The sequence below is a fragment of the Cetobacterium sp. genome (genome assembly GCF_048470075.1).
Classification (GTDB): Bacteria; Fusobacteriota; Fusobacteriia; order Fusobacteriales; family Fusobacteriaceae; genus Cetobacterium_A.
Window position 1 is genome coordinate 1 of record NZ_DBGBQB010000027.1, and the last position, 12,028, is coordinate 12,028.

15 protein-coding genes are annotated in these 12,028 nt (G+C 33.6%); 14 read left to right on the forward strand and 1 reads right to left on the reverse strand.

All coding sequences use genetic code 11. The annotated features are described in order from the left end of the window. Positions 1-36: 36 nt before the first annotated feature. The 14 genes from ACMOUI_RS00945 to ACMOUI_RS01010 are packed head-to-tail and all read left to right on the forward strand — an operon-like array spanning position 37 to position 11,738. Positions 37-1,143, forward strand: a complete 1,107-nt coding sequence (locus ACMOUI_RS00945) for an iron-containing alcohol dehydrogenase (protein ID WP_418963871.1) — start codon at positions 37-39, stop codon at positions 1,141-1,143. A 15-nt stretch (positions 1,144-1,158) separates the two neighbouring features. After that, positions 1,159-1,935, forward strand: a complete 777-nt coding sequence (gene pduB, locus ACMOUI_RS00950; protein ID WP_418963872.1) for a propanediol utilization microcompartment protein PduB — start codon at positions 1,159-1,161, stop codon at positions 1,933-1,935. Positions 1,936-1,968: 33 nt separating this feature from the next. After that, a complete protein-coding gene (locus ACMOUI_RS00955; RefSeq protein WP_418963873.1) occupies positions 1,969-3,633 on the forward strand; it encodes a propanediol/glycerol family dehydratase large subunit in 1,665 nt (554 codons plus the stop codon). Positions 3,634-3,649: 16 nt separating this feature from the next. Further along, positions 3,650-4,318, forward strand: coding sequence for a propanediol/glycerol family dehydratase medium subunit (locus tag ACMOUI_RS00960; protein ID WP_418963874.1), 669 nt, complete (start codon positions 3,650-3,652; stop codon positions 4,316-4,318). Positions 4,319-4,330: 12 nt separating this feature from the next. Beyond that, a complete protein-coding gene (locus ACMOUI_RS00965; RefSeq protein ID WP_418963875.1) occupies positions 4,331-4,846 on the forward strand; it encodes a diol dehydratase small subunit in 516 nt (171 codons plus the stop codon). A gap of 20 nt (positions 4,847-4,866) precedes the next feature. Continuing rightward, complete coding sequence (locus tag ACMOUI_RS00970; protein ID WP_418963876.1) at positions 4,867-6,681, forward strand: diol dehydratase reactivase subunit alpha; 1,815 nt, start codon at positions 4,867-4,869, stop codon at positions 6,679-6,681. A gap of 5 nt (positions 6,682-6,686) precedes the next feature. Then, positions 6,687-7,046, forward strand: a complete 360-nt coding sequence (locus ACMOUI_RS00975; protein ID WP_418963877.1) for a glycerol dehydratase reactivase beta/small subunit family protein — start codon at positions 6,687-6,689, stop codon at positions 7,044-7,046. Beyond that, a complete protein-coding gene (locus ACMOUI_RS00980; protein ID WP_418963878.1) occupies positions 7,043-7,426 on the forward strand; it encodes a BMC domain-containing protein in 384 nt (127 codons plus the stop codon). The genes ACMOUI_RS00975 and ACMOUI_RS00980 overlap by 4 nt, the downstream gene beginning before the upstream one ends. 14 nt (positions 7,427-7,440) lie before the next feature. After that, positions 7,441-7,719 carry a propanediol utilization microcompartment protein PduA gene (gene pduA / locus ACMOUI_RS00985; RefSeq protein WP_418963879.1) on the forward strand — a complete coding sequence of 93 codons (279 nt, stop codon included), beginning with the start codon at positions 7,441-7,443 and terminating at the stop codon, positions 7,717-7,719. A gap of 15 nt (positions 7,720-7,734) precedes the next feature. Continuing rightward, entirely contained in the window at positions 7,735-8,364 is a 630-nt protein-coding gene (pduL, locus tag ACMOUI_RS00990; RefSeq protein ID WP_418963880.1) for a phosphate propanoyltransferase, read from the forward strand. A 16-nt stretch (positions 8,365-8,380) separates the two neighbouring features. Beyond that, positions 8,381-9,064: a hypothetical protein gene (locus ACMOUI_RS00995; protein WP_418963881.1), complete on the forward strand. Its 684-nt coding sequence runs from the start codon at positions 8,381-8,383 to the stop codon at positions 9,062-9,064. An 11-nt stretch (positions 9,065-9,075) separates the two neighbouring features. Continuing rightward, the gene (locus ACMOUI_RS01000; protein ID WP_418963882.1) at positions 9,076-9,339 is read left to right on the forward strand and encodes a EutN/CcmL family microcompartment protein; all 264 of its coding nucleotides are present in this window, start codon (positions 9,076-9,078) and stop codon (positions 9,337-9,339) included. Positions 9,340-9,349: 10 nt separating this feature from the next. After that, entirely contained in the window at positions 9,350-10,348 is a 999-nt protein-coding gene (locus ACMOUI_RS01005; protein WP_418963883.1) for a cob(I)yrinic acid a,c-diamide adenosyltransferase, read from the forward strand. A 1-nt stretch (position 10,349) separates the two neighbouring features. After that, complete coding sequence (locus tag ACMOUI_RS01010; protein ID WP_418963884.1) at positions 10,350-11,738, forward strand: aldehyde dehydrogenase family protein; 1,389 nt, start codon at positions 10,350-10,352, stop codon at positions 11,736-11,738. Positions 11,739-11,762: 24 nt separating this feature from the next. On the opposite strand, the gene ACMOUI_RS01015 is transcribed toward ACMOUI_RS01010, so the two are convergent. Continuing rightward, the coding region (locus tag ACMOUI_RS01015) for a substrate-binding domain-containing protein (RefSeq protein ID WP_418963885.1) at positions 11,763-12,028 on the reverse strand (266 nt) is incomplete at its 5' end.

The following is a 12,028-nucleotide window of genomic DNA, read 5'->3' on the forward strand; positions in this document are numbered from 1 at the left end:
GTATATAGAAAATATCAATAGCATATTGGAGGGAAAATGAGTTTTTTTTTAATGAAGCCTAAAATATATTTTAATAGTTCCATGGAAAAAGTATTTATAGAGAGCAGAATAGAAAAAGTATGTATAATAACTGATTCAACAATAAAGCAATTAAAATTAGTAGAAATGCTGGAGGATATTTTAAAAAAATTAAAAGTTGATTATTTTATCTATTCAGATATAGAGTTAGACCCATCTGTGGAATCTATAAAAAAAGGTATTGTGCATATTGTTAAAAAAAATCCCAAGTGGATAGTAGCCCTAGGAGGTGGATCGGTCATAGATTCAGCAAAATCAATAAACTATTTTTTAAATAAACTTGAAAGAGAAACTTTTATGATCGCTATTCCCACAACAACTGGAACAGGAGCTGAAGTGACATCATATGCAGTTTTAACTGATAGAGAAAACAGCTTAAAAATACCTTTAAAAGATGAGTTTTTAATACCAGATATAGCAATTATAACAGATGAATTTACAAAATTATTACCTAAAAATGTTATAGCTGAGGGGGGGCTAGATGCTCTTACACATAGTATAGAAGCGTATACTTCTAAACAGGGAAATTTTTATACGAGAGTCTATGCAGGTGAAGCTTTAAAATTAATATTTAAAAATCTATTGGTGATGTATAACGATGTTTCAAATGCTGAAAGTAGATTAAATATGGCTAAAGCTTCATGTTTAGCTGGGATCTCATTTGATAAAAGCGGTTTAGGAATAAATCATAGTTTGGCTCATTTTATAGGTGCTAGATACCAAATACCCCATGGAAAGTGCAACGGAATCATATTACCTTATATCATTAAATATAACAGTAAAGATTTAGAAACAGCAAGATTATATAGGGATATCTCTAAAGAGTTGGGGTTACCAGCAAAAACAATAGAGGAGGGTGTTTTTAGTTTAATTAAATGGATTGAAATTATGAAAGAGGAGATGTGTATATCAAAAAGATTAAGAGATTTAGGAATAGAAAAAGAGGAGTATATGAGATTAATTCCAGATATTATTGAAGCTGCAAAAAAGGATATTTGTACAGCTGGAAATGTGAGAGATATAGAAAATAGTGATTTTAAAAGGTTAATAGAGGAACTTTATTAAAAAAAGGAGGAGCTTATGGAGGAAAGATTAGTTGAAAAGATGATGGTAGAGGTTATGGAGAAATTAAAGGGAATAGAAACCCCTAAGAAAGAGTTAAAAGATTGTAGAATAACTGAGTTTGTAGGGATAGGTGAGTTGGGAGACAGCATAGGTTTAGTTATAGCGAATGTAGATTCTGATTTACATAAAGCTATGGGTATTGATAAAAGATATAGATCCATAGGAATAATAGGTGCAAGAGTGGGGGCAGGGCCATTTATAATGGCGGCAGATGAAGCAGTGAAAGCAACAAATACTGAGATAATATCAATTGAATTACCAAGAGATACAAAAGGAGGGGCAGGACATGGTTCATTAATTTTATTTGGAGCAGAGGATGTTTCAGATGCTCGAAGAGCAGTTGAAGTGGCACTAAATAGTGTAACTGAAAAATTTGGAGATGTCTATAGTAATGATTGTGGTCATATTGAGTTACAGTACACAGCTAGAGCATCTCATGCATGTAATAAGGCTTTTGGTGCGCCACTGGGAAAATCTTTTGGACTTATGGTAGGAGCTCCAGCAGCTATAGGGGTTGTTATGGCAGATACTGCGTTAAAAGCAGCAAATGTAGAAGTTTTAGGGTATAGCTCTCCAAATAAAGGAACAAGTTTTTCAAATGAAGTTATTCTGGCAGTTTGTGGGGACTCTGGAGCGGTAAGACAGGCAGTTTTAGCAGCTAAAGAGGTTGGGGTAAAGTTATTGGAAGCTATGGGTGGATCAGCTCCATCATCAGCAAATCCATATATATAACATAGTAAAAAATGGAAATTTATGGAGGTAAAGATGAAATCTAAACGTTTTCAAGTTTTAAAAGAGAGACCTGTAAATAAAGATGGTTATGTAAAAGAGTGGGCTGAAGTAGGATTGATAGCAATGGAATCACCCCTTGATCCAAAGCCTAGTATAAAGATAAAAGATGGGATAGTAATAGAGTTAGATGGTAAATTAAGAGAAAATTTTGATTTGATTGATTATTTTATAGCTGATAGGGGTATTGTTATAGAGAATGCAGAAAAGGTTATGGCAATGGACTCCTTAGAGATTGCTAGAAAATTAGTTGATATCAATATATCAAGAGATGAGATATTAAAAATCTCTCTGTCATTAACACCTGCAAAAATAACAGAAGTAATGGGAAAAATGACAGTTTTAGAGATGATGATGGCTGTAAATAAGATGAGAGCAAGAAAAACTCCATCAAATCAGTGCCATGTTACTAACTTAAAGGATAATCCAGTACAAATAGCTGCAGATGCAGCAGAAGCCTCTTTAAGGGGATTCACTGAACAGGAAACAACGGTTGCAATAGCTAGATATGCACCACTAAATGCAATATCTCTTCTGGTTGGGTCTCAGATAGGAAGGGCAGGAATTTTAACTCAGTGCTCTGTTGAAGAGGCTACAGAGTTATTATTAGGAATGAGAGGATTGACAGCATATGCTGAAACTGTTTCAGTTTATGGAACAGAACCAGTGTTTACAGATGGAGATGACACCCCTTGGTCAAAGACTTTTTTAGCTTCAGCGTATGCATCAAGAGGGCTTAAGATGAGATTTACTTCAGGAAGTGGGTCAGAGGTATTGATGGGATATGCTGAAGGATGTTCAATGCTATATTTAGAAACTCGATGTTTATTTTTGACAAAGGGTGCAGGAGTTCAAGGAATACAAAATGGATCTGTGAGTTGTGTGGGAGTTCCTGGAGCTGTTCCAGGAGGAGTGAGAGAGATATTAGCAGAAAATTTAGTGGCAATGATGTTGGATTTAGAGTGTGCATCAAGTAATGACCAAACATTTACACACTCTGATTTAAGAAGAGTTGCTAGATCACTTATGCAAATGATTCCTGGAACAGATTTTATATGTTCAGGATATAGCTCAATTCCAAACTATGATAATATGTTTGCAGGTTCAAACTGGGATGCTGAAGATTATGATGATTGGAATATTATACAGAGAGATTTAAAAATAGATTGTGGACTAAAACCGGTTAAAGAGGAGGAAGTTATAGCTGCAAGACATAAGGCTGGTAAGGCTATTCAAGCTGTTTTTGAAGTGTTGGGACTACCTGAAATAAAAGATGAGGAAGTGGAAGCAGCAACTTATGGTCATGGAAGTAAAGATATGCCAGAAAGAGATTTAGTTGAGGATATAAAAGCTGCTGAAGAACTTATGCAAAAAGGAATCACAGGAATTGATATTGTAAAAGCGTTGAAATTAAAGGGATTTGATGATGTGGCAATAAACCTTTTAAAACTTATGAAGTTAAGAGTTGCAGGAGATCATCTACATACATCTGCAATTTTAGATAAGGATTTTAATGTTATCAGTGCAGTAAATGATAGAAATGATTATAGAGGACCAGGTACAGGATATCAAATATCAGAGGAACGATGGTCTGAACTTTCTAATATAGAGAATGCTATGGATGCTTCAAAAATAAAATAGGAAGGAGTTGAAAGGTATGCAGATATCAGAGGAAGCTATTAAAAGTATAATAAAAGAAGTTGTAAAAAGATATATGGAAGAGGAAGAAGAGGAGAAAAGTGTTTCAGATACAGGTAAAATGACAATGAAAAGCTCCAGTGAACTGGATATGTTAGAGGTTGGAGAAGCTAAGAAGAGTAACAAAAGTGATGAGGTTATAATAGCGGTAGCTCCAGCATTTGGAAAGTATCAAACTCAAACGATAACTCAAATTCCTCATGGAGAGGTTTTAAAGGAGATAATGGCAGGGATAGAGGAGGAGGGATTAGTTCCAAGAGTAATAAGGGTGTTGAGAACCTCAGATGTTTCTATATTGGCCAATGATGGAGCAAAAATAAGTGGTTCAGGAATAGGCGTTGGTATTCAATCAAAAGGAACAACAGTGATTCATCAAAAAGATTTACCCCCTTTAACAAATTTAGAACTATTTCCACAAGCTCCGCTATTACAGCGTGAACACTATAGATTGATAGGAAAAAATGCAGCCAAGTATGCTAAGGGAGAATCACCAAAACCTGTAACTCAGATGAATGATCAAATGGCTAGACCAAAATATCAGGCTATTGCGGCATTGTTACATATAAAAGAAACAGAGCACGTTATAAGTGGAGCAAAACCAGTTGAATTAAAAATAGTTTTTAAATAAGGAGGGATTAAAGTGGATCAACAGTCACTTGAAAAAATGATAAGAGAGATGATGATGTCCTTATTAAAAGAGGAACAAGAAGTTTTAAAACCAGTAGATATTAATTTTAGTAAAAAGAGTCTTTGCGCAGAAAATTATCCTTTAAGTGAAAAGATGACAGATATTGTAAAATCGGCAACAAATAAAAAATTGGATGAGTTCACTATAGAAAATGTGATGTTAGGCAATATAAATGCTGCAGATTGCAGAATTTCGGCGGAAACTTTAGAGATGCAAGCTCAAATAGCTGAAAGTGTAAATAGAGAGGCATTTGCTAAAAATTTAAGAAGAGCAGCGGAGCTTACAAAGGTCCCAGACGAAAGAATACTTGAAATATACAATAGTTTAAGACCATACAGATCAACAAAAGAGGAGCTTTTAAATATAGCAAAGGAGTTAGAGGAGAAATATTGTGCAGTGGTAAACTCACAACTGATAAAAGAAGCGGCTGAACTTTATGAAAAAAGAGGTAAACTTAGAATCGATTAGGAACTCTTGGAGGAGGGGAAATGGAGTTAATTGTTGGAATAGATATAGGAAATGCAACTACAGAAAGTACCCTTGCTGAGGTAAGAGATAATGAAATAAATATACTCAGTAGTGGAATAGTAAAAACTACAGGAATTAAGGGAACTAAGGAGAATGTTAAGGGTGTTTTTCAATCACTGATAATAGCTTTAAAAAAAGTTGGAAAAGATATAAAAGATTTGGATTTGATAAGAATAAATGAAGCTGCACCTGTTATTGGAGATGTGGCTATGGAAACTATAACGGAAACTATAATAACAGAGTCCACAATGATAGGACATAATCCCAATACTCCAGGAGGAATAGGTGTAGGAGTTGGAGTTTCAAAACTTTTGACTCAAATTGATATGAAAGATTATGGTATGAACATAATTGCATTGATTTCAAAAGATATAGAGTTTAGTGACGCTTCTAAACTGATAAATGAATTAAAAGAAAAAGGGATAAAAATAAAAGGGGCTATAGTTCAAAATGATGATGCAGTTCTAATAAATAATAGATTAAATGAAAAAATACCTATAGTGGATGAAGTATTACATTTTGAAAAGATACCCTTAAATATGCTAACGGCCATAGAGGTTGCCGATAGAGGAAAAGTGATTTCAATGCTCTCAAATCCCTATGGAATTGCGACACTATTTAAACTCTCCTCTGAAGAAACAAAGATAATAGTACCAATATCAAGAGCTTTAATAGGAAATAGATCTGCAGTAATTATAAAAACACCAAAAGGTGATGTAAGAACTAGAGCCATTCCTGCGGGAATAATACATATAATAGGTAAAAATAAAAGAAGAAGTATAGATCTATCAAAAGGAGCAAAAAAAGTTATGGAAAATTTGGAAAGTTGCTGTCCAATTGATGATATATATGGCGAAAAGGGAACGAATATAGGCGGAATGTTAGAGAAAATTAGGATAACAATGGGACAACTAACTGGACAAAATCATCAAAATATAAGGATTCAAGATATCTTAGCTGTGGATACCTTTGTTCCTAAAAAAGTTATAGGGGGAGTAGCTGAAGAGTTTTCAATGGAAAATGCAGTGGGCTTAGCGGCGATGGTTAAGGCAGATAAACTTCAAATGGAGATTATAGCAAATGATTTAGAAAATCAGCTCAATAAAAAAGTGGAGGTTGGAGGAGTGGAAGCAGATATGGCTATATTGGGAGCTTTAACCACTCCAGGAACTGATTCACCGTTAGCCATAATTGATATGGGAGCAGGATCGACTGACGCATGTACAATTGACAGAGATGATAAAGTTATATCCTGCCACTTGGCTGGCGCAGGAAATATGGTGACCATGTTAATCAATAGAGAGCTAGGCTTGAATAACTTTGAAATAGCTGAGGACATAAAGAAATATCCACTGGCAAAGGTGGAAAGTTTATTTCATATTAGACATGAAGATGGGAGTGTCCAGTTTTTTGAAAAAAATTTAGAACCTAAGATTTTTTCTAGAGTGATAATTTTAAAGGATGAAGTTATGGTTCCCATTGAGATAGATGAGACAATTGAGAAGATACGAAAGGTGAGAAGAGAGGCGAAAGAAAAGGTGTTTGTAACCAATGCTATCAGAGCCTTAAGACAGGTTTGTCCAAATTATGATATTCGTAATATAGAGCATGTTGTCTTAGTTGGAGGATCGGCATTAGATTTTGAAATTCCACAAATGGTTACTGAAAAACTTGCACACTATGGTGTAGTTGCTGGAAGAGGAAATATAAGGGGCATTGAAGGACCAAGAAACGCTGTGGCAACAGGACTGGCACTTTCATATAAAAGGATGTGATTTCAATGGAGAAACACATAAGTATAGTTATTCTAAAAAACAGTGAAGTTTTTTTTGATGACAATTTAAAAAATATATTATATGGAATTGAGGAGGAAGGGATACCTTTTGTAGTTGAAGATAGAAAAGAGATGGATAGTGATGTTTTAGGCAATGAAGCCTCACAAATATCGAAATTAGATGTAGGAATAGGTATAGGTATAAATAGTATAACTTTATACCATGAAAAATTAGAGTTTGGAAAGGCACTTTTTAAACTAACTTTAAAAGAAAAAAGAGAAAGATATAGAGCTTTAGGTATAAATAGTGCCCGTCTAATAAAAGGAGTTTATTTTAAATTGGATGGGTGGGAGGTAAATGGATGAATTCTTTAGGATTGATAGAGGTTGTTGGACTTGTAGGAGCAATAGAAGCAGCTGATGTGGCAGCGAAAGCTGCTAATGTGAAAGTTTTAGACTATGAGTTAACAAGAGGTGGTGGACTGGTTACAGTAAAAATAGTGGGCGAAGTTTCAGCGGTAAAAGCTGCAGTGGATGCAGCTGTAAATGCTGCTAGAAAATTGACACAAGTGATAAGCTTTATTGTTATATCTAGACCATCTGAAGAGATAAAAAAAATTATTATGAATGAAAAAGAGGAGTCAGTAAAACAGGAGCAAGAGATAAAAGAGGATATTAAAAATGAGGAGCCAATTGAAAAAAAAGTATCTAAGGATGAGACAAAGAAAAAAATAGAGGTAAAATAATAAGGAGGTAAAGTATGGGAAACGCATTAGGATTAATTGAAACTAAAGGATTGGTAGGAGCGATAGAAGCGGCAGATGCCATGACAAAATCTGCAAATGTTGAATTAGTGGGATATGAGAAAATAGGGTCAGGATTAGTAACCGTTATGGTTAGAGGGGATGTTGGTGCTGTAAAAGCTGCAGTGGATGCTGGAGCAGCAGCAGCAGAAAGGGTTGGAGAGGTTCAATCAGTCCATGTGATTCCAAGACCCCATACTGATACTGAGAGATTATTACCAAAAGTATCTAAGTAATAGAGAGAGGAGAGTATGAAAAAAAGAGTTGAAAAAATTTTAAGAGATATTTTATTGGAAGCTCTTTCAGATAGAATAGATGTAGGTGTCTCAAATAGACACCTACATCTTTCTAAAAAAGATTTGGATATACTTTTTGGTCAAAAGTACACTTTGACAAAGATGAAAGAGCTGATTCAACCCCATCAATATGCAGCTAAAGAAACAGTGGATTTAATAGGTCCTAAAGGGGAGATAAAAAAAGTTAGAGTGCTGGGACCATTAAGAGATAGAACACAGATAGAGATATCTAAAAGCGATAGTTTTAAATTGGGAATAGGGGCTCCAATAAGAGAATCAGGAGATCTGATATCTTCAGCGAGTATAATTTTAAGAGGACCAGAGGGGGAGCTGAAATTAGAGGAGGGAGTCATAGTGGCTCATAGACATATTCATATGCCTAAATACATTGCAGATATAAATGGTTATAAGGATAAAGAGATGGTTAAAGTGGAAACTTTTGGTAAAAGGAAACTGGTTTTTCATAATGTTTTATTGAGAGTGAGTGAAGAGATGGAGAGGGAGTTTCATATAGATTTAGATGAAGCCAATGCGGCCGATATAAAAACAGGGGATAAAGTTAGAATAATAAGGGAGTTACTCTGAAAAAAGAGGGTGTTTTATGGATATTGAAAATATTATAAAAAAAGTTTTAGATGAGTTATTAAAAGAGGAAAAAAGAAAAAATAGATGCTTGGTTTTAATAAATGGAGGAGATAAAAATAAAGAGGAGATTTTATTAAAACTAAAAATACTGGAGAGATGTTTAGAGATAAGTTATATATTTACAAAGGCGGGAAGAGAGGTTGTAGGTATAGATTTTTTAGAAAATAAAAATAAAATTATAGAGTTAGAGATAGGGAATATAGATAGTGTAGTTAAAATGTTTGATATGTTATTATTACCATTTTTTACAAAGAATAGCTGTGCTAAAGTAGCTAATGGAGTTATGGATTCTTTGGAGTTATATCTAATTTCAAATATGATATTGAAAAATAAGAAAATAATAGGGATTTTAGATTCTTGCCTAACTTCTGGGAAGAGTACCTATGAAAAAATGTTAAATAAAAATATTGATATAGTAAAAGAGTTCGGTGTAGAGTTTATATTTTCAAAAAATTTAAAGGATTATTTTTCCAAAGAAAATGAGAGAGTTCAACTGAATAGAGATAAGAGGATTATAGTGTATTCAGATATTAAAGATATACAGGATAAAACAATAGTTTTGCCCAAAGGAGCAGTAATAAGTCCCTTAGCTAAAGAGAAAATAGTTGAAAATAGATGTTTAATAGAAAATGATTATTAGGAGATGGTTTTATGTTTTTAGCAAAAGTAGTTGGGAAAATTGTATCAACGACCAAACATGAAGCTTTAAATGGGAAAAAAATTTTAATTGTTTCTCCAATTGATTTTAATGGACAGTTAGATCAAAGTCAATTGGTGAGTTTAGATGGAGTTGGAGCTGGGATAGGAGATCAAGTTTTAGTTTGTAATGGGAGCGTTGCACAATACATGTTTGGAGAAAAACTTCCTATTGACTCAGCTATAATATCAATAATAGATAGTATAGAGAAAAGTTAGGTGATATATATTGGAAAAAAATCATTTAAATTTAATGAAGGTGTATACAAAGACGGGAGATAGTGGAGAGACCTCTCTTTTAGGTGGAGAAAGAGTTAAAAAAAATAGTATTAGAGTGAAAGCGTATGGAGCATTAGATGAGGCCAATGCTTTTTTGGGCCAAATTAGAAGTAAAATGAAAAAGGAGGATATGAAAAATATAATATACTCCATTCAAAAAAAGTTTTTTGTTCTAGGAGCTCAATTGGCATGTGATAAAAAAAATGAACTGTGGTTAAAAGAAAAGATTACACTGGAGGATGTTCATTCAATAGAGAATACCATTGATAACTATTCAAAAAAAATGTTTAAAACTTTTAAATTTGTTGTTCCAGGAGAGGGAGAGTTATCAAGTTTACTTCACATAGCGAGAACGATTGTAAGAAGAGCTGAAAGAGAGATAGTGGAATTGGATCAAAATGAAGGTGTCAGTAAAGAGATATTACGCTATATAAATAGAGTTTCAGATTTAATATACACACTATCTTTAGTTATTGAAAGTGATGAAAAGGTAGAAAGTATAAGTAAAGAAGTAATAAAAATATTAAATGGCAGTAAAAATATTTTAAATTTAGAAGTGGCTAAAGAGATTATAAATAGAGGTGAAGAAAAAGCTAAAGAGATAGGGAAAGAGTTTTCATTTTGTATTCTAAATGGAGATGGAAATATAATAATACAAGAAAAAATGGATAACTCAATACTGATTAGTTTAGAGATGGCTAGAAAAAAAGCGTATACATCAGTTGCATTAAAAATGGAAACAGAGAGATTAAAAGAGCTTATTCAGCCTGGAAATGATTTCTATACCTTACAAAATAGCGGGAATATAGTCGCTTTCTCTGGAGGGATTCCATTGTTTTGTAAAGAAAACCTCGTTGGTGCAATTGGAGTTAGTGGAGGGAGTATAGAGGAGGATACCTTAATAGCTAAAGAGTGTGAAAAGATTTTTTATCAAATGGGGAGAGAGTAAAATGGAGATAAGTGAAAAATTATTGAAACAATTAGTTTCTAGAGTGATGGATGAATTTGATAGAACCAATACTGAAAGAGATGAAACAGTGGTGTATGAGTCAGTAGAGGAAGCCATTGAAAAAGCAAAAGATGCACAAAAAAAGTTATTTGAATCCAAATTGGAGATAAGAGAAAAAATAATAAAATCTATAAGAGAGAGGTTATCAAAACATATTGAGGAGTTATCTAAGTTAGCTGTAGAGGAAACTGGAATGGGAAGAGTGGAGGATAAAATTTTAAAAAATAAGTTAGCTATTGAAAAAACTCCTGGAGTTGAGGATTTAAGAGCCTTTGCTTTCAGTGGAGACGATGGATTAACAGTTTTAGAGTTAAGTCCATATGGTGTCATAGGAGCTATAACTCCATCTACAAACCCAAGTGAAACAATAATATGTAACTCTATTGGGATGATAGCAGCTGGAAACTCAATTATTTTTGCTCCACATCCAGGAGCAAAGAGAACCTCTATAAGAACGATTGAATTAATAAATGAGGCAATTTTAAAAGTATGTAACCTCAAAAATTTAGTTGTTACAGTTAAAGAACCAAGCATTGAAGTGACCAATGAAATAATAGGAAATAAAGAGATTAAAATGGTGGTTGCAACAGGGGGACCTGGAATGGTTAAAGCTGTTATGTCATGTGGGAAAAAAGCTATAGGAGCAGGAGCAGGAAATCCACCTGTCTTAGTAGATGAGACTGCGGATTTAGAGAAAGCGGGTAGAGATATAGTTTTAGGGTGTAGTTTTGACAATAACCTGCCTTGTATATCTGAAAAGGAAGTTGTGGCTGTAGAATCAATTACAGATTTTTTAATATTTCAAATGGAAAAATCAGGGGCATATCATTTAAAAGATAAAAGGAAGGAGGAGGAGTTAAGGAGATTAGTGTTGAAAAATAACCTTCCAAATAGAGAGTTCGTAGGGAAAAATGCCCAATATATACTAGAAAATATAGGGATAAAGGTAGGGGATGAGATCAAGGTGATTGTTTTAGAGACAACGAAAGATCATGTGTTTGCAAAGGAGGAGATGCTTATGCCAATCCTGCCAATAATAAGAGTAAAAGATTCGGAGGAGGGAATAAAAGTTTGTAAAGATTTAGAGAATGGGAATAGACATACAGCGATAATACACTCTAAAAATATTGATACATTGACCAAATATGCAAGATATATGGAAACTACAATCCTTGTAAAAAATGGACCATCCTACTCAGGAATTGGTGTTTCTGGGGAGGGATATACGACTTTTACAATAGCGGGACCAACAGGAGAGGGACTAACATCAGCAAAAAGCTTTGCAAGAAATAGAAGGTGCGTTTTAGTGGGTGGTTTTTCTTTAAAGTAAAAATAAAAAAGTTAAAGGGGAGATTTATATCCCTTTTAACTTTTCAGAACCACACAGTTTTAAAGTTGGAGTAATGATAATCTTTTGAGTGTGTTTAGTGTTACCATCCAATTTTTTAAATAACATTTTAGCTGCAATGGAGCCAATCTCAGAAACAGACCTACTGATACAGCTAATATTGAGATTCAATATATTAAAATAATCGGGATTGTCAAATCCAATTATAGATATATGATTTTTTTTATTATTTTCATTTTGATATTTAATAAAACCTAAAGTGATGAGATTAC

Bases quoted from the DNA above. Each gene is read 5' to 3' on its own strand.
- ACMOUI_RS00945 (WP_418963871.1), top strand. From the start codon at position 37: ATGAGTTTTTTTTTAATGAAGCCTAAAATATATTTTAATAGTTCCATG.
- pduB (WP_418963872.1), top strand. From the start codon at position 1,159: ATGGAGGAAAGATTAGTTGAAAAGATGATGGTAGAGGTTATGGAGAAA.
- ACMOUI_RS00955 (WP_418963873.1), top strand. From the start codon at position 1,969: ATGAAATCTAAACGTTTTCAAGTTTTAAAAGAGAGACCTGTAAATAAA.
- ACMOUI_RS00960 (WP_418963874.1), top strand. From the start codon at position 3,650: ATGCAGATATCAGAGGAAGCTATTAAAAGTATAATAAAAGAAGTTGTA.
- ACMOUI_RS00970 (WP_418963876.1), top strand. From the start codon at position 4,867: ATGGAGTTAATTGTTGGAATAGATATAGGAAATGCAACTACAGAAAGT.
- ACMOUI_RS00975 (WP_418963877.1), top strand. From the start codon at position 6,687: ATGGAGAAACACATAAGTATAGTTATTCTAAAAAACAGTGAAGTTTTT.
- ACMOUI_RS00980 (WP_418963878.1), top strand. From the start codon at position 7,043: ATGAATTCTTTAGGATTGATAGAGGTTGTTGGACTTGTAGGAGCAATA.
- pduA (WP_418963879.1), top strand. From the start codon at position 7,441: ATGGGAAACGCATTAGGATTAATTGAAACTAAAGGATTGGTAGGAGCG.
- pduL (WP_418963880.1), top strand. From the start codon at position 7,735: ATGAAAAAAAGAGTTGAAAAAATTTTAAGAGATATTTTATTGGAAGCT.
- ACMOUI_RS00995 (WP_418963881.1), top strand. From the start codon at position 8,381: ATGGATATTGAAAATATTATAAAAAAAGTTTTAGATGAGTTATTAAAA.
- ACMOUI_RS01000 (WP_418963882.1), top strand. From the start codon at position 9,076: ATGTTTTTAGCAAAAGTAGTTGGGAAAATTGTATCAACGACCAAACAT.
- ACMOUI_RS01010 (WP_418963884.1), top strand. From the start codon at position 10,350: ATGGAGATAAGTGAAAAATTATTGAAACAATTAGTTTCTAGAGTGATG.